Source organism: Arthrobacter sp. NPDC056691, from assembly GCF_042791415.1.
Classification (GTDB): domain Bacteria; phylum Actinomycetota; class Actinomycetes; order Actinomycetales; family Micrococcaceae; genus Arthrobacter.
In genome coordinates, this window is the sequence record NZ_JBHTXX010000009.1 from 18,645 (window position 1) to 37,248 (window position 18,604).

Here is an 18,604-nt window from a genome sequence, read left to right on the forward strand (position 1 = left end):
GTGTCCGTTCCAGACTGGAAAGCCTTCCTGTGTTTGGCCTGTGCGGCGCAAGAGCCATGGCTGTGACCTGAAAAATGCGCACGCGCTGCCTTTCAGCTCGCTAGGCTGGGATTCACAGCCGGCGCACAGGGTTGCCAAAGCGGCGGCTAAACACCAGAACGGAGAGTTGTCACATGGCCACTTCGCACTCCATGACCAACAACCTTCCCCAACTGACCCACCCGGACGGCTCCCCCATCCGCGCCCTGGTGGTCGACGACGAGCCGAGCCTCGCAGAGCTCATGAGCATGGGCCTGCGCATGGCCGGCTGGTCCGTGGCCGTCGCTGCCGACGGTCCCGAGGCAGTGAAACTCGCCAAGGAGTTCCGCCCGGACGTGCTGGTGCTTGACGTGATGCTTCCCGGGTTCGACGGCGTCGAGCTCCTGGGCAGGATCCGTGCCTTCGCGCCGGAGGTCCCGGCACTCTTCCTCACGGCCAAGGACGCGGTCCAGGACCGCATCGTGGGCCTCGCCGCGGGCGGCGACGACTACGTCACCAAGCCGTTCAGCATCGAGGAGGTCCTGCTGCGCCTGCACCGGCTGGTCCAGCGCTCCGGTGTGGCCGCCATGGATTCCGCTGAGCTTGTGGTGGGCGACCTCGTCCTGAACCTCGACACCCGTGAAGTCACCCGCGCCGGCGACGAGCTGCAGTTGACGGCCACCCAGTTCGAGCTGCTGCGGTACCTGATGGAGAACCCCAAGCGTGTGGTCAGCAAGGCCCAGATCCTGGACCGGGTGTGGAACTACGACTTTGGCGGCCAGGCCAACATCGTCGAACTGTACATCTCCTACCTGCGCAAGAAGGTGGATGCCGTGCATCCGCCGATGATCCACACGGTCCGCGGCGCGGGCTACGTCATCAAACCGGCAGAGTAGGCCGTGGCAAACCTTTCCGGTGCAGTCCGTACCCAGCGCCGAAGCTGGCTGAAGCCGGGCACCTGGCATCTGCGCACCCGCCTGGTCCTCGTGGCCATGGCCCTGCTGGTGGCGATTTGCGGCGCCATCGGCCTGTTCAGCTACGCCTCGATGGACTCCTTCCTGACCCAGCAGCTGGACAAGCAGCTTACGGAGGCCGCCCGGCGGTCCAGCGACTTTGGCCGGCCACCGCTGGGCAACCCCGGCACCAAACCCGATCCGCTGGGCGCACGCGGCCAGCGGGTGGGGACGGTAACGGCCCGGATCGAGGGCGGCACCGTCATCAGCGCCGGTTTCATTGACAGCGACGCCACCCTCGCCTCGCTGTCCGCCGCGGACGACCAGGTCCTCCTGGAGCTCCGACGCGACGGCGTGCCAGTTGAACGGAAGCTGTCCTCGGGCACCTACCGGCTCGTGGCCGCCCAGGCGCCCTACGGCGACGTCATCGTCACCGGGCTTCCCCTCGCCGAAAAGCAGAACACCCTGACCTCGCTGGTCTGGACCATCACCATCGTCTCGCTGGGCGGCCTCGTGCTGATCGGCCTGGCCGGGACGGTGCTCATCCGGCGCACCATGAAACCGCTGGAACAGCTCTCCGAGGTGGCCACGCAGGTGTCGCGCCTGCCGCTGGACGCCGGTGAGGTGGCACTCGCCGTCCGCGTCCCGCCGTCGAACGCCCATCCCGGAACCGAAGTGGGCAGCGTGGGGCACGCCCTGAACCAGATGCTGGACAACGTCTCCAATGCGCTGGAGGCGCGGCAGGAAAGCGAAATGAAGGTCAGGCAGTTCGTGGCGGACGCCTCCCACGAACTCCGCACGCCGCTCACGGCCATCCGCGGCTACACCGAGCTGATGCGCATGACCGAAAAATTCACCCCGGACGGCCAGCGGTCCCTTGCACGCGTGCAGAGCCAGTCCGAACGCATGACCGCCCTGGTGGAGGACCTCCTGCTGCTCGCCCGGCTCGACGAGGGCCAGCCGCTCAAGCTCAGCGACGTGGACCTCACGCAGCTGGTGGTCGAGACCGTCAGTGACGAAAAAGTCATGGCGCCGGACCGGGCCTGGCATCTGGACCTCCCGGAGGAACCCGTGTCGGTCCGGGGCGACGACTCGCAGCTGCACCAGGTCCTCGTGAACCTGCTCTCCAACGCCCGCAAGCACACCCCTCCCGGCACCACGGTGACCACCGGCGTGATGCGGTCGGCTGACGGCAGCGCTGTGATTACTGTCACGGACGACGGCGCCGGCATCCCGCCGGAATTCGTGGACAAGGTCTTCGCGCGCTTCGCCCGCGCAGACGCCTCACGGGCGACGCCGGCGCAGCCGCCCCTGGCGCCTGCCTCCGCAAGGGCGAAGGGTCCTGCCACCGGTGGCGCCAGTGCGCAAACAGCCCTCCGTACCGCGGATTCGCGGGGAGAAACAGGGCCTTCGCAGGCAGAACCTGGCGTCGCCTCGGCAGAGGGAACCAGCGGCCTGGGACTGTCAATCGTGCAGTCCATCGTGGAAGCGCACGGCGGCACGGTGGAGGTCACGTCCCGGCCCGGCCGGACGGAATTTGCGGTCCGGCTGCCCATGCAAGGCGCCGCGCCGACGCCGTGACTCCCGTTACCTAAATGTGACTTAATCAGAAGCCTCCTGTACCGTCGATATGGTGCGGCCGCCACTAGCGCCGCATCTCCGGATTGACGCCCAGCTCTGCCGCTTCCCGGATTCCGCTACATCAGGCAGAGGCGGGGGAACCAGAGTCCCGGGCTTTCCGCATCAGCCCTTGGGGTGAAGCCGACACGTGAATTTCCGTGCGGCCGGATGACCTCATCCGAACCCGACAGCTAACTCCGCAGGTGTGAGAGGCAATCCACCATGTCTGAATTTAAGACTCAGGCGCGCCCTGAACGCGCCTCAGATCAGTCTGACCGCACGACGTCACGCCAGGGCATTTCCCGGCACCGCGCCGAACCGGCCCGGCCTACGACGGCCTGGGGCCGTCTCACTTCCGGCCTTCCGTCCTTTGGCCGCCGGGCGGCTGTCCTGACCACTGCCGCCGCGGTGCTCGTTGGCGTCGGCGCCGCAGGCCACGCGGCCGACCAGGCCACGCCTTCCGCCGCCGAGCCGGCAGCGGCCACCGCGGACGCCGGGCAGACGCTGAGCTTCGACAAGACGCTGATCTCCGCCCTTCCGGCCCCGTCCGCGGCGTCCATCGCTCCGCAGTCCTCGTCCCAGGCCGCTGCCAAGGAGTCTGCGGCCAAGGCTGCCGCTGCAAAGAAGGCTGCCGCCGCTAAGGCCGCCGCCGCCCAGGCCGCTGCCGCAAAGGCCGCCGCGGCTAAGGCCACCGCCTCTGCCAACGCCGCCGCGGTTGCCAAGGCCAACGCCGCCGCCGTCCAGGCTGCCGCAGCGAAAGCTGCCGCGGCCAAGGCGGCCGCAAAGGCCCGGGCCGCTGCGCCTGTGGCCCTGAACGATCCCTCCGGCGCACAGGCCTACGCAGCCGCCAAGCTCGGATCCTTTGGCTGGTCCGCAGACCAGATGCAGTGCCTGCAGCGGCTCTGGACCAAGGAATCGGAATGGCGCACCACGGCCACCAATGCCAGCAGCGGCGCCTACGGCATCGTCCAGTCGCTGCCCGCAGAGAAAATGGCGAGCGCCGGGGCGGACTACCGCACCAACTACCGCACCCAGATCAACTGGGGCCTGGACTACATCAAGGAGCGCTACGGCTCCCCGTGTGGCGCCCTGAACTGGCACCTCGCCCACAACTGGTACTGACCGGTTTGCCGCGGCCGAACCGGCTGACGGCGAGCATTTCTGCACCGCTTTAAGGTGACCCGAGGGCCCCGAATCCGCCAGGATCCGGGGCCCTCTTGCCGTCCGTGCCCACCCGCGGCCGGCAAAGAGGTGCAGAAATGCGGCCACCACCGGCCGCTCATTCCGGCCGCCAGCGAGCGCTGAAGAACTTCCACAGCCCCTGCACAGCTTCGCCCTAAAACCCTCATAACAGCGGCCGCCACTGTTGATGCATGACCATCACTGACCAGGCCTCCGGAACCCAGCCACACCCACCGCTGCACACCCGGCCGCACGCGCTCCATGGAGCCGGCGCGGCCGGAGATGCCCCGTCCCAGACCCTCATCAGGCATACGCGGCGGTCGCCGATCGATACCTCCACCGCGGTACCGGTCCTGGACGTGACCATCCCGGTCTACAACGAAGAACGCGACCTGGAGGAGTGCCTGCGCCGGCTCCACGCCCACCTGCGCGGCACGTTCCCGCACTCGTTCCGCATCACCGTTGCGGACAACGCGAGCACCGACGGCACGCTCCAAGCGGCCGAACGCGTGGCCCGGGAACTCCGCGAGGTCACCGTGGTGCACCTTGCGGAAAAGGGCCGCGGCAACGCCCTGCGGAAAGTCTGGCTGGCTTCGCCGTCGCCTGTCCTGGCCTACATGGACGTGGACCTCTCCACGGACCTGGCCGCACTGGGCCCGCTCCTTGCCCCGCTGATCTCCGGCCACTCGGACCTTGCCATCGGCACGCGGCTGACCCGCAACTCCCGCGTGGTCCGCGGGCCGAAGCGCGAATTCATCTCCCGCAGCTACAACTTCATGCTGCAGTCCCTGATGGGCGCCCATTTCAGCGATGCGCAGTGCGGCTTCAAGGCCATCCGCGCCGACATCGCCCAGCAGATCCTGCCGCACACCGTGGACACCGCCTGGTTCTTCGACACCGAACTCCTGGTCCTCGCCGAACGGTGCGGCCTCCGCGTCCACGAAGTGCCTGTGGACTGGACCGACGACCCCAATTCCAGCGTGGACATCGTCCAGACGGCACTCGCCGACGTCCGCGGCATGGCCCGGCTCAGCAAGGACATGGTCAGCGGCCGCATCCCCGTCGCCGAGCTTCGCGCGGCCCTTGCCCGCGGCCCCCTTCCGGCCGCATCTCGCAGCCAGGAGCAGAGCCCGGGCGGCAGCCTGTTCGGCCAGCTGGTGCGGTTCGGCACCATCGGCGTGGCATCCACCCTGGCGTACCTGGTCCTCTTTTACCTCTGCCGCAACCTGATGGACCCGCAGCTAGCCAACCTGCTGGCCCTGCTCACCACGGCCGTGGCCAACACCGCCGCGAACCGGCGCTTCACGTTCGGCATCGCCGGCAACAGCGATGTTGCCCGCCACCACTTCGAAGGGCTGCTGGTTTTCGGGATCGGGCTCGCCCTCACCTCCGGCGCGCTCGCCCTGGTCCACAGTGGCGCCCTGCCCGGAGGCACGACGCCGGACCGCTGGGTTGAGCTGGCGACCGTCACCGCCGCGAACCTCGCGGCCACCGCGTTGAAGTTCCTGCTGTTCCGGCTGTGGGTGTTCCGACGGCGGCCGGTCCCCACCAACGCTCCCGCAGATCCTGCCGCCTCCCCCACCAACGCTCCCGCAGATCCTGCCGCCTCCCCCACCAACGCTCCCGCAGATCCTGCCGCTTCCGAGGCATCCCTCCCGCAGGCATCCGACCCGACCACAGAAATGGCACAGTCATGAGCACCACCGTCACTCCCCCAGACCAGACGACAGTCCCGACAACAGACCAAACTGCCCCGGCCGTGCCCGAGGCTCCCCGCCAGGCCGTCCCCGAGCAAACCCGCCCGGCCGGCATGGCATCCCGGCTGCTGCTGGGAAACCAGCCTCGCTGGATCCGGCCCTCGGCAGCAGCGCTGCTGGCGTTCACCGCCGTGCTGTACCTGTGGAACCTCGAAGCCACGGGATACGCCAACTCGTTCTATGCCGCCGCCATCCAGGCGGGCACGAAAGACTGGACGGCGCTGCTGTTCGGCTCCCTCGATGCCGGAAACGCCATCACCGTGGACAAACCCCCGGCGGCCCTATGGATTCCCGCCCTGGTGGGCCGGGTCTTCGGCTTCTCGCCGCTGAGCATGCTGGTGCCGCAGGCACTCATGGGGGTGGCCGCCGTCGGACTCCTCTACCTCACGATCAAGCGCGTGTCCGGCCCCGCCGCGGGCCTGCTCGCCGGCGGCGCACTGGCCCTGACCCCGGTGGCGGCGCTGATGTTCCGGTTCAACAACCCCGACGCGCTGCTCACCCTGTGCCTGGTGCTCGCCGCGTACCTGACCACCCGTGCCATCGAAAAGGCCGGCTGGAAGTGGCTGGCCGCCGCCGGCGCAGTGATCGGCCTGGCGTTCCTGACCAAGATGCTGCAGGGCTTCCTGATCGTTCCCGGCCTGGCCCTGGCTTACCTGTGGGCCGCCCCCACCACCCTCGGCAGGCGTTTCCTGCATCTGCTCGCCGCGGCCGGCGGCATTGCGCTGGTGGCCGGCAGCTACATCGCACTGTTTCAGCTCACGCCGGCTTCGGCCAGGCCGTACATGGCCGGGTCCGAGACCAACAGCTTCCTGGAACTGACCTTCGGCTACAACGGTCTGGGCCGCATCACCGGCTCCGAAGGCGGCATCGGTGGCGGCGGCATGCCCGGCGGGGGCGGCGGTGGCGGCGGCTTCGGCGGGAATGTCGGCTTTGGCGGAGCCGCGGGGATCACCCGGATGTTCGGGACCAGCTTCGGCGGCGAGGTGTCCTGGCTGCTTCCGTCGGCCCTGATCCTGCTGGGTGCCGGCCTGTGGTTTACCCGCCGCGAGGCACGTACGTCCCGTACCCGCGCGGCACTGGTTCTCTGGGGCGGCTGGCTGCTGGTAACCGCCGGAATCCTGAGCTTCATGAGCGGCACTGTCCACCCGTACTACGCTGTTGCGCTGGCCCCGGCGATTGCCGCGCTGGTGGGCATCGGTGCAGTGGAACTGTGGCGCGGCCGTAACTACTTGCCCGCCCGGATCACGCTGGCCGCCACGGTCCTGGCAGGGTCGGTCTGGTCCGCGGTGCTCCTGGGACGCGACGCCACGTGGCTGCCCTGGATGAGGGTGGCCGTGGTGATCCTCGGTGTGCTGGCCGCCGCCGCGCTGCTGCTCCGGCTCGATTCGCTCCAGGCTGTTCCGGCCCGGCTCCGCAAGACTGCGACTGCCACTGTCGTGGCGGTTTCGCTGCTGGCCGGCGGGCTGGGCAGCACTGCATGGACCTTCGCCACGGCAGCCCAGCCGCACTCCGGATCGATCCCGACGTCGGGACCCACCGCGTCCGCGATGGGCGGCTTTGGCGGCCAGAACGGACGCGCCGGCCTCACCGGGCCGGGCAGCTCCGGCTCAGGCCTGACGGACGGTTCCGGGCTGCCGGACGGTTCCGGTTTGGCCCCCAACGGCGCAACCGACGCCGGCAGTGCTTTCGGCGGAAACGCTCCCGGCGGTGCGGTTCCCGGCGGTGCGATGGGTCCCGACGGTTCCGGCACGGCGAACTCCGAACTCACCGCGCTGCTCAAGGCCAGCACTGCCAAGTGGTCCGGGATTGTGTCGGGCGCCAGCCAGGCAGCCAGTCTGGAACTCGCCACGGGCACCAACGTGATTGCCTTGGGCGGCTGGAACGGCGGCGACCCCTACCCCACGCTCGCGCAGTTCCAGGAGATGGTGGCCAACGGCGAGATCGGCTACTTCATCTCCGGCGGCGGGATGGGCGGAGGCGGCGGACGCGGCGGAAACTCCGAGGTGGCCACCTGGGTTGCGGCCAACTTCGAGGCCCAGACCGTGGGCAGCTCCACCGTCTACAAGCTGACCGATTAGGCAATCATGGCCAACACCATTCCACGTTCGCCATCCACGGCAGAATCCCGGATCCGCCGCCGCTGGCTTCTGCGCCCCGGCCTCCAACGGACCAGGCAGCAACGGACCGGGCAGCAGCAGACCGGGCAGTTACAGACCCCACAGTCACAGACCGTACCGCGGCAGCGGCTGCCCCGGCTGCCCCGGCAGGAACTGCGCTCCCGGCTGGAACTTGCAGGACTCCTGCTCGGAACGTCCGTCCTCTACCTGTGGAACCTGGGCGCCTCCGGCTGGGCCAACGCCTTCTACTCGGCGGCGGCCCAGGCCGGGTCCCAGGACTGGGCAGCGTGGTTCTTCGGCTCGTCCGACTCCGCCAACGCCATCACCGTGGACAAGCCGCCGGCCGCGCTGTGGATCACAGGCCTCTCCGTGCGCCTCTTCGGCCTGAATTCGTGGAGCATTCTGGTGCCGCAGGCCCTGATGGGCGTGGCTACGGCGTGGCTGCTCTATTTGGCGGTGCGCCGCGCCGCCAGGCCTGCCACCGGCGACGACCGGCTGGCCCACCTCGGTGGCCTGCTGGCCGGCGCGGTGATGGCCCTGACGCCGGTGGCCACCCTGATGTTCCGCTTCAACAACCCGGACGCGCTGTTGGTGCTGCTCATGACCGCGGCAGCCTATGCGGTGCTGCGCTCCATCCAGGACGCGCGCTTCCGCTGGCTCCTGCTGGCCGGCGTGTTCCTGGGCTTCGGTTTCCTGACCAAGCAGCTGCAAGTCCTGCTCGTTGTGCCGGGGCTCGCGGCCGGTTATCTGCTCGCCGCCCCGGTCCGTCTCGGGAAGCGCGTGCTGCACCTTGCGGGTGCCGGAGCGGCGCTGGCGGTGTCGGCAGGGTGGTGGCTGGCCGCCGTCGAGCTCATCCCCGCCGAAAACCGGCCCTACATCGGCGGCTCGCAGACCAACTCCATCCTGGAACTCACGCTCGGGTACAACGGCCTGGGCCGGCTCAACGGCGACGAGACCGGAAGCGTCGGCGGCGGGAACGGCTGGGGAACACCGGGGCTGCTGCGGCTCTTCAACAGCGAGTTCGGCGGGCAGATCGCCTGGCTGCTGCCATCGGTCCTGGTTCTCGCCGGAGCACTGCTGTGGCTCGGCAGGCGGGCGCCGCGGACCGACGCCGTCCGGGCCTCCGTCGTGGTCTGGGGCCTGTGGGTGGTGGTCACCGGACTGACGTTCAGCTTCATGGCCGGCATCATCCACCCGTACTACATGGTGGCCCTGGCACCGGGAATCGCGGGTCTGGCCGGGCTGGCCGGCGTCCTGCTCTGGCAGCGCCGTTCCCTGCCGGCCGCGGCGGTGCCGCTCGCCGCAGCGGTGGCGGCCGCCGGCGCCATGGCCTTCCAGCTGCTGGGCCGCTCCCCCGCCTACGTCCCGTGGCTCCGCTGGGTGGTGCTGCTCCTGGCGCTGTTGGCCGTGGTTCTGCTGCTGGTCCCGCCCGCACCCGCCGGAGCTGGCAAGGCACTGCAACGCTCGACGGCGGCTGCCGCGGTCGCGGCGGTGCTGGCCGCGCCGCTGGCCTACTCCCTGACCACCGCGGCGACTGCGCATTCCGGCGCGATTGTCAGCGCCGGGCCAGCCGCAACAGGGGCCCGCGGCAACCTGGCCGGGCCGGGCAATTTTAGCCGCCAGGGAACGCTCGCCGGGCCGGGCACGCCCGCCAATCCGGGCACGGCCAACTCCGCCACCCGGGCAGCGGGCGGATTCGGCGGCCGAGGGGGCGGCGGTGGAATGGGAGGCCTGCTGGGCACCAGCACACCGTCGGACGCCCTGGTGACCGCGCTGCAAACCGGCGCGGCAAAGTACACCTGGGCCGCCGCCGTCGTGGGTTCCAACAACGCCGCCGGCTACCAGCTTGCCGCCGAGTTGCCGGTCATGGCCGTCGGAGGCTTCAACGGGACCGATCCCGCGCCCACGCTGGAACAGTTCCAGCAGCTCGTGGCGGACGGCAAGATCCACTACTTCATTGGCGGAAGCATGATGCAGGGTGAAACCGGCTCCGATGCCGCGGCGCGCATCTCGGAGTGGGTGGCGGCGAACTTCCAGGCTGAGACCATCGGCGGTGCCACGGTCTACGATCTGTCCTGACGGGTTACGGCTCTGACGGGTACAGCCTGACTGGCCTCCGGACCGAACAGGCCCGGCTACAGGCGCAGGGAGATCGCCGGGCGCCCATCCTCGTCCGTTTCCACCGTCGCAGTGACGGCGGTGTAGTCCGGGATATGCAGGACGCCGTCAGGAAGGGCGCCGGTGTTCGAGCCCACGGCGACAGTCCTGATGCCGGCGGCGACTCCTGCCGCGATGCCGGCGGGAGCGTCCTCGAACACCACCGCTTCCGAGGGGTCGGCGCCGAGCAGGGACGCGCCGAGGAGGTAGCCCTCGGGGTGCGGTTTGCCGCGGGAGACGTCCTCGGAGGTGACCATCGCCGCCGGAAGCTCCACCCCTGCCGCCGCCATCCGGACGGTGGCGAGGTCTCGCGACGCCGACGTCACCAGGGCCACGGCGTCGGCCGGCAGCGACTCGAGCAGCTGCAGCGCACCCGGCACCGCGACGATGCCGTCGGTTTCGGTCAGTTCCATGTGTCCCAGCTCGGCGGCCAGGGCGTGGACGTCGGCGCCCTCCGGGGCGAAGCGGCGGACCGTGTCCAGCGCCTGCACCCCGTGGGAGGTACGGAGGATTTCCGCGATGTCAAGGCCATAACGGCCGGCGAATTCAGTCCACACGCGCTCCACGATGGCAGTGGAATCAACGAGCGTGCCGTCCATGTCGAACAGGACGGCTCGGGCTGTCAGCGTGATGGTGGCGGACTGGGCAGGAAGGCTCATGTCTTCCATCCTGCCTTATCCGGTTCCCGGACACGCCCTTCGTTACTCAGCCGTTCGGCCGGTTTGGAAGGTACTGCACCGCCCACTTGTTGCCGTCGGGGTCCGCGAAGTAGACGAAGTGGCCCCAGTCCTGGACGTCCACGTCGCTGACGTCCACGCCGTTAGCCTTGAGCTGGCTGTGGGCCTTATTGATGTCGCTGACCACCAGCTGCAGGCTGGGAGCCGTGCCCGGCGGAGCATCGTTGAGGCCCTCACCGATGGCGATCGAGCAGCCCGATCCGGGCGGGGTCAGCTGGACGAAGCGGATGCCGTCCATGGGCCGCTCGTCATAGTCGGCATTGAAACCGACCTTGTTGACGTAGAAGTCCTTGGCGCGGTCCACATCGGACACGGGGACGAACACGAGTTCAAGTTTCCAGTCCATGCTGCACAGGCTAGCCGGGGCGGACTGCGCTCCGGAAGAGCTCCGCCGGTGAACTTTGGTGCTGCAGGTCTAGCCAGCGATGCCGTAGAGCCGGTCGCCGGCGTCGCCCAGGCCCGGGACGATGTAGGCCTTCTCGTTCAGCTTCTCGTCGATGGAGGCGAGGACGATAGTGACGTTGGCGTCCTTGAGCTCCTCCTCCAGCTTGGCCAGGCCCTCCGGAGCCGCCAGCAGGCAGATGCAGGTGACATCGGCGGCGCCGCGCTTGAACAGGAACTTGATGGCCTCACGCAGCGTGCCGCCGGTGGCGAGCATGGGGTCGAGGACGAAGATCTGGCGGCCCGAAAGGTTGTCCGGCAGGCGCTCCGCATAGGTGATGATGTCCAGGGTTTCCTCGTCGCGGGCCATGCCCAGGAAACCCACTTCGGCCGTGGGGACCAGCTTGGTCATGCCCTCGAGCATGCCCAGCCCGGCACGCAGGATGGGGACCACAAGCGGGGTGGGCTTGGTGAACGCGGTGCCGACAGTGGTGGCGACCGGGGTTTCGATGGTGACCGGCTGGGTGCGGACGTCGCGGGTGGCCTCGTAGGCGAGCAGCGTGACCAGTTCCTCGGTGAGCTGGCGGAAGACCGGCGAGGGGGTGTTCTTATCCCGCAGGACGGTGAGCTTGTGGGCGACCAGCGGATGGTCCACGACGAGTGTGCGCATGGGTCAAAACTATCACCCGGCGCTTGTCTCCCCGCCCCGGGTTTCGGCCCCTCCCCCGGCATCGGAAGTCCCTTGCAGCGCTTCCTTCTGCTCAGCCTTGCTGCCCTTCAGATGGGCCGGATGCTCGAACGTGGGCGCCGGCCCGGCATGCTCCCGCCGGCGGATGAGGTGGAACAGCCGGTGGGCCAGGATCACAGTGCCCACCCAGGCCGCCCCGATCAGCCAGGCGGCCATCACGTCCGTCAGCCAGTGGTGGCCGAGGAACACGCGGCTCAGTCCCATGGCGATGATGAACACCGCCCCCGCGATGATCACCCATGTCCGGGCCGCCGGCTTCCGGAACTGCAGGCACACCAGATACACCACGATCCCGATCACCACCGTGGTGTTCAGCGTGTGTCCGCTGGGGAACGACGGCGAGAACTCGAACGGTGGAACGGCGTCGATATGGTCCGGACGGGTGCGGCCCAGCAGCGTCTTTCCCACGCTGGTGGCGGTGACGGAGACTGCCGCCGCGCCGCCCACCAGGATGAGCGGCCGCCAGCTGCGGCTGACGTAGATCAGCCAGGCCACGAGGATGCTTGCCAGGATGGGCATTCCAATGCCGCCGCCGACGTTCGTAAAGGCCGTCACGGCTGAGTCGAGTCCGGGGTTCCGGTATTCCTTGGCAAGCTGGAGGGCGGGTTTGTCCAGTCCCGAGACGCCGTTCTGGTCCACGACACTGTCGTATACCTCGGCGCTGAGCAGCGTCAGGGCCACCACCAGGAAACCGCCGATGACCAGGGTGATCCACAGGGCAGCGTAGGGACCGAGCCACCTGCCGTACTTTTCAGTGGGGGACTTCATCGCTACTCCCGGCACTCGCGTTGACCGATGCTAAGTATCCTTCGAAACTATCATTGATCCATGGCCCCGGCAGATCCGCAACACCTCGAATGGATGGGCCTTGCCCTCGACGAAGCCCGGCGGGCGCTGGCCACCGAGGACGTGCCGATTGGCGCCGTCGTGATCGGTCCGGACGGGACAGTCCTGGGGGCCGGCCGCAACGAGCGCGAGGCCCTCGGGGATCCCACCGCGCACGCCGAGGTGGTGGCCATCCGTGAGGCCGCCGCGCGGCTGCGGGCACGCGCTGCCCTCGACGGCGGCAGCGGCGACGGCTGGCGGCTGGAGGACTGCACCCTGGTGGTAACCCTGGAACCGTGCGCCATGTGCGCCGGAGCGATCGTCCTGGCCCGGATCCACCGCGTGGTGTTCGGGGCCTGGGACGAGAAGGCCGGGGCGGCGGGCTCCGTGTTCGACATTCTGCGCGAGCGCCGCCTCAACCACTGGGTGGAGGTTTACGCCGGCGTGCAGGAGGAGGAATGCGGCCTGCTGCTGCGCGAGTTTTTCGCGGTTCACCGCACCGGCAGCAGGTCAAGCTAACCCCGCCGGGTTATCCGCAAGCAGCGTCCAGCGCGTCGATCCGCTCCTGCCGGGACGCGGGCGAGTCCAGGCTGAAGGAGCGGAAGTCGCCCATGTCCTCCCGGATCCACTCCTCAACCTCGGCGATGCGCTGTTCGACGGCGGGGGTCGGGCCCGCAAAGAGCCAGGCGGCGATCCTTTCCCTGCCGGGATCGTACTGCCAGAGTCCGATGATCCTGCCGCGGTCAAAGATGGGGTGGTCCGGAAGGTCCGCCTGCAGCGCCAGGGTGGTGTTCAGCAGCTTGAGGTCCCGGTCTGCGTCCGCAAACAGGTCACCCGCGTTCCGGCGGTGCAGCACGAGCGAATCGGTGCCGGCCAGCAGCTGGATCTGTTCCCCTTCCGGAGGACTGAAGTCCGCGAGGCGTTCGACGTCGGCCGGCAGCATCCACAGCACGTCGCCGGCGGCGGTGGGAACCTCCACGGCGCCGACGGCGGCGAGCGCCGTTTTGCTGTCGGTGAGGGTGAAGCCGGTGAACCACTGGGATTGCTTGATGGTGGCGCCGCCCGTCCAGCCCAGGTAGCGGCGGACCAGTTCCTCGCGGGCACCTTCGGGGCCGAGCCGGCTGGGCGGCAGGCCCCACGGGGTGTAGGCGTAGCGCTGCTGGTCCAGCCGCCCGTTGACCGGGACGCGGCGGATCCGGCCGTCTGCCTGCAGCAGCCCCAGCGCCGTGGGCAGCGTGGTGGCAGCCCCCTTTTTCTTGCCTTCCTCGCCCAGGTTCCGCACCGATTCCCCGAGCTCCTCCTTCAGCTGCCTGGGATCCAGCGGACCGTCCGCCTCGCCGAGAACATGCAGGATCTGTTCCTCCAGCAGCGTGATCTCGCCGCGGTCCACGCCGAGCCTGGCCAGCACCCGGAAGGCCTCTTCAGCACTTTTGCCCAGGCTCAGCGCCCAGTCGAAATCCTCCCGGCCCAGTACGTAGGTGCAGCCGCGGGCGGTGGGCAGTTCGTGAATCCTGAGCTCGCGGACGTCCGCGTCCACCTGACCGCGGCGGATTCCGGCGCGGGCGAAGAGGGTCAGGTACGGGTTGGCGCCGCCCACTGACCTCGCCCAGCCCGCCGCGGCGAGCACCTCCTGTGACGTATGGCCGTCGAGCGTTCCGTCCAGCCCCTGCCGGCGCCAGGCCCAGGCGCGGAGCAGCTCCGGGGTGAGGGCGGCAGCGGTTTCCAGAGTGCCGGCGGGCTGGACGCGGGTAGTCATGCCTCATTCTCCATCAGCAGGCGGTCGCGAGGAATGGCCGCCACGCGGTGCTTCCGGCGCCACGAAGCCGAGCACCTGCCGTGCGGTGGCGTCCCAGCCGGGCAGGACTTCCCTGCCGGCGAGGGCCCGTCGGCGCCAGTCGGCACGCAAAGCCGGGTCCGTGAGCCAGCTGCGCAGCAGGAGGGCCAGCGGCTCCGGGTTCCCCTCGGCAGAGTCCCCTTCCCCATCGGCAGATTCCCCTTCGGCAGGTTCGCCGCCGAGTTCGACGGCGGCACCGGGCAGGGCGCGCTCCGCCCCTTCACGGGCCTCTGGTTCTGGTTCCGGTTCCGCGCCCAGCCCCAGCGCCTCGACTGCCCCGGTGCCGGCCCGGACGATGACGGGCACCCCGCGGGCCACCGACTCGGTGACCGCCATGCCGAAAGCCTCCACCTTGGAGACCAGCAGGCTCAGGTCCGCGGCGTGCCACTGCTGCTCCAGCGCCTCGCCTGTCAGTTCACCCGGGAGCTGCACGCGGCCGGCCAGCCCGTGCCGTTCCACGGCCACCGCTACCTGGCGGGCGTAGCCGGGGTCGGCCGCGGCCGAGCCTACGAGGGCTGCCGTCCACTCGAGGTCCTGCAGCCGGGCCAGCGCACCGAGGAGAACCAGTTGGTCCTTGTTGGGCAGCAGTGCCGCCACGGCCAGCAGGCGCGGCGGCTGTGATCCGTCCGCCACCCGGGCACGCTGTGTTCCGGGCAGCGCCGCGCGGACTCCGGACAGGCCGTGCCGCCGGGTGATCTCTGCGGCGGCCGAACCGCTGGTGCAGATCACGCCGGCGGCCGCCCGTAAGGCACGGGCTTCCAGGTCCGGGTGCCCGTCCAGCGGCATGTGCAGCAGGACCCACGGCGCGTGGTCGCCGGCGGCGGCCGCCTCCATCGCTTCGGGGGCCCCGGAGGCGACCAGACCGTCAACGATCGTGACGGCGGCGGCGGGTGCCCCAGCCATGGTTCCTGCCGGGGTTCCTGCCGTGAGCAAGCCGGCCAGCCGCCGTCGTTCTTCCTTGCTGCCGACCGGCCAGTTGCCGGCAACCGGCTGGATGGTCACCCCGACGCCCAATTGCTCGAGGCCCCGTGCCAGCGCGGCGTTGTAGACGTTGCCGCCGGAGTTGTGGCGGATGTTCCCGGGAACCAGGAGCCGGATGGCCGGAAGCGGCGGCGGCATGGCGGCCTTAGCGGTGGTCGAACGCGAGGGAGTAGCTCGCCCAGGCGTCGGGGTTTTCGCGCAGGGTGACGTCCAGCCCGGCGAGTTCCCGGCCGTCCGTGTCGTCACGCAGTCGCTCCGCGACGTCATCGGCGATGTACTGCGCCAGCGCCTCCGTGGTGCTCAGTTTCCCGGCGAAGTCAGGATGGTCGTCCAGGTTGCGGTAGTTGAGGCCGGCCAGGACCTCCTCGATCATCCCGCCGGCCGCGCCGATGTCCAGCACGATGGCGTCGTCGTTGAGGGCCCGACGGCGGAACGTCACCTCCGCCACGAAGGTTGCCCCGTGCAGGCCCTGGGCGGGCCCGAACGCCTCCCGGGGAAGGCTGTGGGCGATCATGAAGTGGCGGCGTACGGTCAGGCTGAACAACGGTTACCTCGCGGTTTCTGTGGTGGTGTGGTGGTCGTCAGTGACGGGACCGGCTGCGGCGGGGTACTCGATCACGTGGCAGAGCGCCTCGAGCCGGCCGCCGGCCAGGTCCCGGACCACGCCCGGCAGCCCGGCAAACTTGGAGGCGCCCGTGAGGAAGGCGTCGAACACCGGATCCTTCAGCAGGGACACGGCGAGCTCCAGCCGGTCGGCGCTGGTCCGGCGGTGCCGGCGGGCCCGTGCCACGGCGCCCACTTGGCTGGCGCGGATGGACAGCCTGCGGGCGTGGAAGTCCTCGCCCAGGGGGATGGTGATTTTCCGGTCGGCGTACCAGGACATTTCGATGATGTCGCCCTCGTCCCCCACCAGCTGCAGGCTGCGTTCCAGTCCGCCTTCGGACGCGGAGCAGTGGAAGACGATGTCGCAGTCCGGCAGGGCGTCGTCCGGATGGGCGAAGTCCACGCCAAGTGCGTCGGCGAGGTCCTTGCGGGCGGGGTCGAGGTCCACGAGCTGGAGCCGGCCGAGGGGGAACGTGCGCAGCAGCGTGGCCACCATGCCGCCGACCAGCCCGGCCCCGATTACGGCAACGCGGTCGCCCAGCCGTGGCCCCGCCTCCCACAGGGCGTTCACGGCCGTTTCCACGGTGCCGGTGAGGACCGCGCGGCGGGGAGGAACGCCGTCGGGAACGCGGGTGAGCGAGGCGACCGGCACCACGTAGCGGTCCTGGTGCGGATGCAGGCAGAACACGGTTTGCCCCAGCCAGTCCGCCGGGCCCTGCTCCACCACGCCCACGGACAGGTAGCCGAACTTCACCGGCGACGGGAAGGAACCCTCCTGGTGCGGGGCACGCATCTCCTCGGCGACGCAGGGCGGAACAGCGGCCTGGTGGACCACCAGTTCGGTGCCCTTGCTGATGCCCGAATACAGCGAGCGCACCAGAGCCTCCTCCGGGCCTGGGGCGGGCAGAGCCTCGCTGCGCAGTTCACCCTCGCCGGGGCCTACTGTCCAATATGCGGTTGCTTCGGTGTGCTGCTGGAAAGTACTCATCTTGCTGATGAATCTAGTGCCCGTCCCCGATTTCCGGGAAGATGCATCCCGGCGTGGCCGCGCCGGACCGGTTGCGCGGCCGGGAGAAGCATCCCGTTTTGGGGATGCGGGCCTTGCTCCGGTACCCTATTGAGGTTGGTGACGTGTCCGAGCGGCCGAAGGTGCAACACTCGAAATGTTGTTTGGTGTAAAAGCCAACGTGGGTTCAAATCCCACCGTCACCGCCACATAGAAGACCCTGGTTCCCTGGTAAACAAAGGGAACCGGGGTCTTTTGCTTTGCCAGGCAAGAGTGCCGCGGCAAACGTAGCGGCAACCCTGTCGGCGACCTGCCGCCGGAAGCGGCCGGCGGGGATTCCAGCACGTGCTAGGATCCGCAGAACCGCCACACAACCGCGTGCAAGTCGCAATCACCCTGGAGGTTCGCAGTGCCGGACACCACCTGCCACATGTCGATCTCGCTGGACGGCTTCGTCGCCGGGCCGGACCAGAGCCGTGAGAACCCCCTGGGCAAGCGGGGGCTTGAGCTGCATGGCTGGCACATCGGGGACCCGCGGGCCAACGATGCCGACAGGGTCGCGAACGAGTGGCTCATGCGCCCCCGGGGCGCGTATGTCATGGGTCGCAACATGTTCGGCCCGATCCGCGGGGACTGGGACGAGGAATGGACCGGGTGGTGGGGAGCCGAACCGCCGTACCACGCGCCGGTGTTCGTGCTGACCCATCACGAACATGACCCGATCCGGATGGACGGCGGGACCACCTTCCACTTCGTCACCGAGGGCTTCGACGCGGCCTACTCCGCGGCCTGCCAGGCCGCCGGGGACAACGGCGTGGACATCGCCGGTGGGGCCTCGACCGTCCGCCAGGCACTGACCGCCGGCGTGATCGACGAGCTCACCCTCGACATAGCACCGGTCCTGCTCGGTTCGGGCGAGCGCATCTTCGACGGGGTTGAATCCTTCGGCTTCGAACCCGCCGAGGTGCTTCACTCACCGCTGGCCACCCACATCCGCTATCGCCGCGTTAGCTGACTGGCCAGGGCTGCCGGCTGGCCGGGGCGGCGGCCCGCTCATTCCCCGGTTCGCAGAGCGGGCCGCCTTCCGACGCCGTAGATCCGTGAGACCCGTTACGGCGACGGTAGCGGGATAGTACCGCCGAGGGCTTGGGAAAAAGTGGCGCCGGTTTGAAACCTAAGCAGGCTTTCCATTAGTTTGGACGGGAGCGCTCCGTGTTCCCCCATATACGGAGCGGTTGCCTGGAAGTACCCGCTGCACTCCGGTGCAGCGGGTACTTCGCTTAAGGCCAGAGCCGGGGCCGGTTACTCCTGGCCGGGCTTCTGTTCCCGGTCGAGGAGGTTCCTCTTGATCTCGTCCAGCTTCTCCTTAATGACCCGCTCCGCATCCGAGATGGTCTTTCCCGCCGTGCTCAGCGGATCCAGCTGCACATACACCTCGTGCGCCACGGGCAGGTCGTACTCATCCTTCAGGTGCGTGCCGCCGCCGACACCGTCCAGGGTCAGGTACACCTGGGCTTCGGTCCGGGCAATTCCGGCGATCCTGCCGAACACCACGGTGAAATCGTTCGACTGAAAGCTCACCGTCTGGCCCACATGACTGCGGTCAAGATCCCCTGCCGTCACGGCCTTCTCATACTGGCTTCCGCTGTAGTTCATCGCTACTCCTCAATTTCGGGGTGGTGACT

Annotated in this window: 17 protein-coding genes, 1 tRNA gene and 1 riboswitch; of the genes, 9 read left to right on the forward strand and 9 right to left on the reverse strand. The window is 69.1% G+C overall.

Going from position 1 to position 18,604, the window contains the following annotated elements; all coding sequences use genetic code 11:
• Window positions 1–173 precede the first annotated feature (173 nt).
• The 6 genes from ACFRAU_RS09660 to ACFRAU_RS09685 all read left to right on the forward strand — a co-directional run bounded on the left by ACFRAU_RS09660 (window position 174) and on the right by ACFRAU_RS09685 (window position 9,726).
• The gene (locus ACFRAU_RS09660) at window positions 174–914 is read left to right on the forward strand and encodes a response regulator transcription factor (RefSeq protein WP_377999741.1); all 741 of its coding nucleotides are present in this window, start codon (window positions 174–176) and stop codon (window positions 912–914) included.
• Between the two features lie 3 nt (window positions 915–917).
• Complete coding sequence (locus tag ACFRAU_RS09665; protein WP_377999742.1) at window positions 918–2,552, forward strand: ATP-binding protein; 1,635 nt, start codon at window positions 918–920, stop codon at window positions 2,550–2,552.
• A 104-nt stretch (window positions 2,553–2,656) separates the two neighbouring features.
• Window positions 2,657–2,808, forward strand: a riboswitch (cyclic di-AMP (ydaO/yuaA leader).
• A 5-nt stretch (window positions 2,809–2,813) separates the two neighbouring features.
• Window positions 2,814–3,713 carry a hypothetical protein gene (locus ACFRAU_RS09670; RefSeq protein WP_377999743.1) on the forward strand — a complete coding sequence of 300 codons (900 nt, stop codon included), beginning with the start codon at window positions 2,814–2,816 and terminating at the stop codon, window positions 3,711–3,713.
• A gap of 251 nt (window positions 3,714–3,964) precedes the next feature.
• Complete coding sequence (locus ACFRAU_RS09675; protein WP_377999744.1) at window positions 3,965–5,470, forward strand: glycosyltransferase; 1,506 nt, start codon at window positions 3,965–3,967, stop codon at window positions 5,468–5,470.
• Window positions 5,467–7,608 carry a glycosyltransferase family 39 protein gene (locus tag ACFRAU_RS09680; RefSeq protein WP_377999745.1) on the forward strand — a complete coding sequence of 714 codons (2,142 nt, stop codon included), beginning with the start codon at window positions 5,467–5,469 and terminating at the stop codon, window positions 7,606–7,608. The genes ACFRAU_RS09675 and ACFRAU_RS09680 overlap by 4 nt, the downstream gene beginning before the upstream one ends.
• Window positions 7,609–7,614: 6 nt before the next feature.
• Window positions 7,615–9,726: an ArnT family glycosyltransferase gene (locus ACFRAU_RS09685; RefSeq protein ID WP_377999746.1), complete on the forward strand. Its 2,112-nt coding sequence runs from the start codon at window positions 7,615–7,617 to the stop codon at window positions 9,724–9,726.
• Between the two features lie 56 nt (window positions 9,727–9,782).
• Here ACFRAU_RS09685 and ACFRAU_RS09690 read toward each other — a convergent pair whose 3' ends face one another.
• From ACFRAU_RS09690 to ACFRAU_RS09705, 4 genes are all read right to left on the reverse strand, one after another.
• Window positions 9,783–10,463, reverse strand: a complete 681-nt coding sequence (locus tag ACFRAU_RS09690) for an HAD-IA family hydrolase (protein WP_377999747.1) — start codon at window positions 10,461–10,463, stop codon at window positions 9,783–9,785.
• A gap of 46 nt (window positions 10,464–10,509) precedes the next feature.
• Window positions 10,510–10,887: a VOC family protein gene (locus ACFRAU_RS09695; RefSeq protein WP_377994550.1), complete on the reverse strand. Its 378-nt coding sequence runs from the start codon at window positions 10,885–10,887 to the stop codon at window positions 10,510–10,512.
• Between the two features lie 69 nt (window positions 10,888–10,956).
• Window positions 10,957–11,592, reverse strand: coding sequence for a uracil phosphoribosyltransferase (gene upp, locus ACFRAU_RS09700; protein ID WP_377994549.1), 636 nt, complete (start codon window positions 11,590–11,592; stop codon window positions 10,957–10,959).
• 12 nt (window positions 11,593–11,604) lie between these two features.
• A complete protein-coding gene (locus ACFRAU_RS09705; RefSeq protein WP_377999748.1) occupies window positions 11,605–12,438 on the reverse strand; it encodes a phosphatase PAP2 family protein in 834 nt (277 codons plus the stop codon).
• A 60-nt stretch (window positions 12,439–12,498) separates the two neighbouring features.
• Between ACFRAU_RS09705 and ACFRAU_RS09710 the strand changes: the two genes are divergently transcribed.
• A complete protein-coding gene (locus tag ACFRAU_RS09710) occupies window positions 12,499–13,014 on the forward strand; it encodes a nucleoside deaminase (RefSeq protein ID WP_377999749.1) in 516 nt (171 codons plus the stop codon).
• 10 nt (window positions 13,015–13,024) lie between these two features.
• Here ACFRAU_RS09710 and ACFRAU_RS09715 read toward each other — a convergent pair whose 3' ends face one another.
• From ACFRAU_RS09715 to ACFRAU_RS09730, 4 genes are read right to left on the reverse strand one after another with little or no spacing between them, the layout of a single operon-like run.
• Window positions 13,025–14,251: a DNA glycosylase AlkZ-like family protein gene (locus tag ACFRAU_RS09715; RefSeq protein ID WP_377999750.1), complete on the reverse strand. Its 1,227-nt coding sequence runs from the start codon at window positions 14,249–14,251 to the stop codon at window positions 13,025–13,027.
• A gap of 3 nt (window positions 14,252–14,254) precedes the next feature.
• Window positions 14,255–15,448, reverse strand: coding sequence for a glycosyltransferase (locus ACFRAU_RS09720; RefSeq protein WP_377999751.1), 1,194 nt, complete (start codon window positions 15,446–15,448; stop codon window positions 14,255–14,257).
• A gap of 7 nt (window positions 15,449–15,455) precedes the next feature.
• Window positions 15,456–15,854, reverse strand: a complete 399-nt coding sequence (locus tag ACFRAU_RS09725) for a 6-pyruvoyl tetrahydropterin synthase family protein (protein WP_377999752.1) — start codon at window positions 15,852–15,854, stop codon at window positions 15,456–15,458.
• Window positions 15,855–15,857: 3 nt separating this feature from the next.
• Entirely contained in the window at window positions 15,858–16,901 is a 1,044-nt protein-coding gene (locus ACFRAU_RS09730; RefSeq protein WP_377999753.1) for a zinc-binding alcohol dehydrogenase, read from the reverse strand.
• Between the two features lie 137 nt (window positions 16,902–17,038).
• Here ACFRAU_RS09730 and ACFRAU_RS09735 point away from each other — a divergent pair.
• Window positions 17,039–17,128: transfer RNA gene (locus tag ACFRAU_RS09735), tRNA-Ser, on the forward strand.
• Window positions 17,129–17,328: 200 nt separating this feature from the next.
• Window positions 17,329–17,934 carry a dihydrofolate reductase family protein gene (locus tag ACFRAU_RS09740; RefSeq protein ID WP_377999754.1) on the forward strand — a complete coding sequence of 202 codons (606 nt, stop codon included), beginning with the start codon at window positions 17,329–17,331 and terminating at the stop codon, window positions 17,932–17,934.
• A 287-nt stretch (window positions 17,935–18,221) separates the two neighbouring features.
• On the opposite strand, the gene ACFRAU_RS09745 is transcribed toward ACFRAU_RS09740, so the two are convergent.
• Window positions 18,222–18,575: a hypothetical protein gene (locus ACFRAU_RS09745; RefSeq protein ID WP_377999755.1), complete on the reverse strand. Its 354-nt coding sequence runs from the start codon at window positions 18,573–18,575 to the stop codon at window positions 18,222–18,224.
• Between the last annotated feature and the right edge of the window lie 29 nt (window positions 18,576–18,604).

Coding starts and splice junctions, on each gene's coding strand:
- ACFRAU_RS09660 (WP_377999741.1), top strand. CDS start 174: ATGGCCACTTCGCACTCCATGACCAACAACCTTCCCCAACTGACCCAC.
- ACFRAU_RS09670 (WP_377999743.1), top strand. CDS start 2,814: ATGTCTGAATTTAAGACTCAGGCGCGCCCTGAACGCGCCTCAGATCAG.
- ACFRAU_RS09675 (WP_377999744.1), top strand. CDS start 3,965: ATGACCATCACTGACCAGGCCTCCGGAACCCAGCCACACCCACCGCTG.
- ACFRAU_RS09680 (WP_377999745.1), top strand. CDS start 5,467: ATGAGCACCACCGTCACTCCCCCAGACCAGACGACAGTCCCGACAACA.
- ACFRAU_RS09685 (WP_377999746.1), top strand. CDS start 7,615: ATGGCCAACACCATTCCACGTTCGCCATCCACGGCAGAATCCCGGATC.
- ACFRAU_RS09690 (WP_377999747.1), bottom strand. CDS start 10,463: ATGAGCCTTCCTGCCCAGTCCGCCACCATCACGCTGACAGCCCGAGCC.
- ACFRAU_RS09695 (WP_377994550.1), bottom strand. CDS start 10,887: ATGGACTGGAAACTTGAACTCGTGTTCGTCCCCGTGTCCGATGTGGAC.
- upp (WP_377994549.1), bottom strand. CDS start 11,592: ATGCGCACACTCGTCGTGGACCATCCGCTGGTCGCCCACAAGCTCACC.
- ACFRAU_RS09705 (WP_377999748.1), bottom strand. CDS start 12,438: ATGAAGTCCCCCACTGAAAAGTACGGCAGGTGGCTCGGTCCCTACGCT.
- ACFRAU_RS09710 (WP_377999749.1), top strand. CDS start 12,499: ATGGCCCCGGCAGATCCGCAACACCTCGAATGGATGGGCCTTGCCCTC.
- ACFRAU_RS09715 (WP_377999750.1), bottom strand. CDS start 14,251: ATGACTACCCGCGTCCAGCCCGCCGGCACTCTGGAAACCGCTGCCGCC.
- ACFRAU_RS09720 (WP_377999751.1), bottom strand. CDS start 15,448: ATGCCGCCGCCGCTTCCGGCCATCCGGCTCCTGGTTCCCGGGAACATC.
- ACFRAU_RS09730 (WP_377999753.1), bottom strand. CDS start 16,901: ATGAGTACTTTCCAGCAGCACACCGAAGCAACCGCATATTGGACAGTA.
- ACFRAU_RS09745 (WP_377999755.1), bottom strand. CDS start 18,575: ATGAACTACAGCGGAAGCCAGTATGAGAAGGCCGTGACGGCAGGGGAT.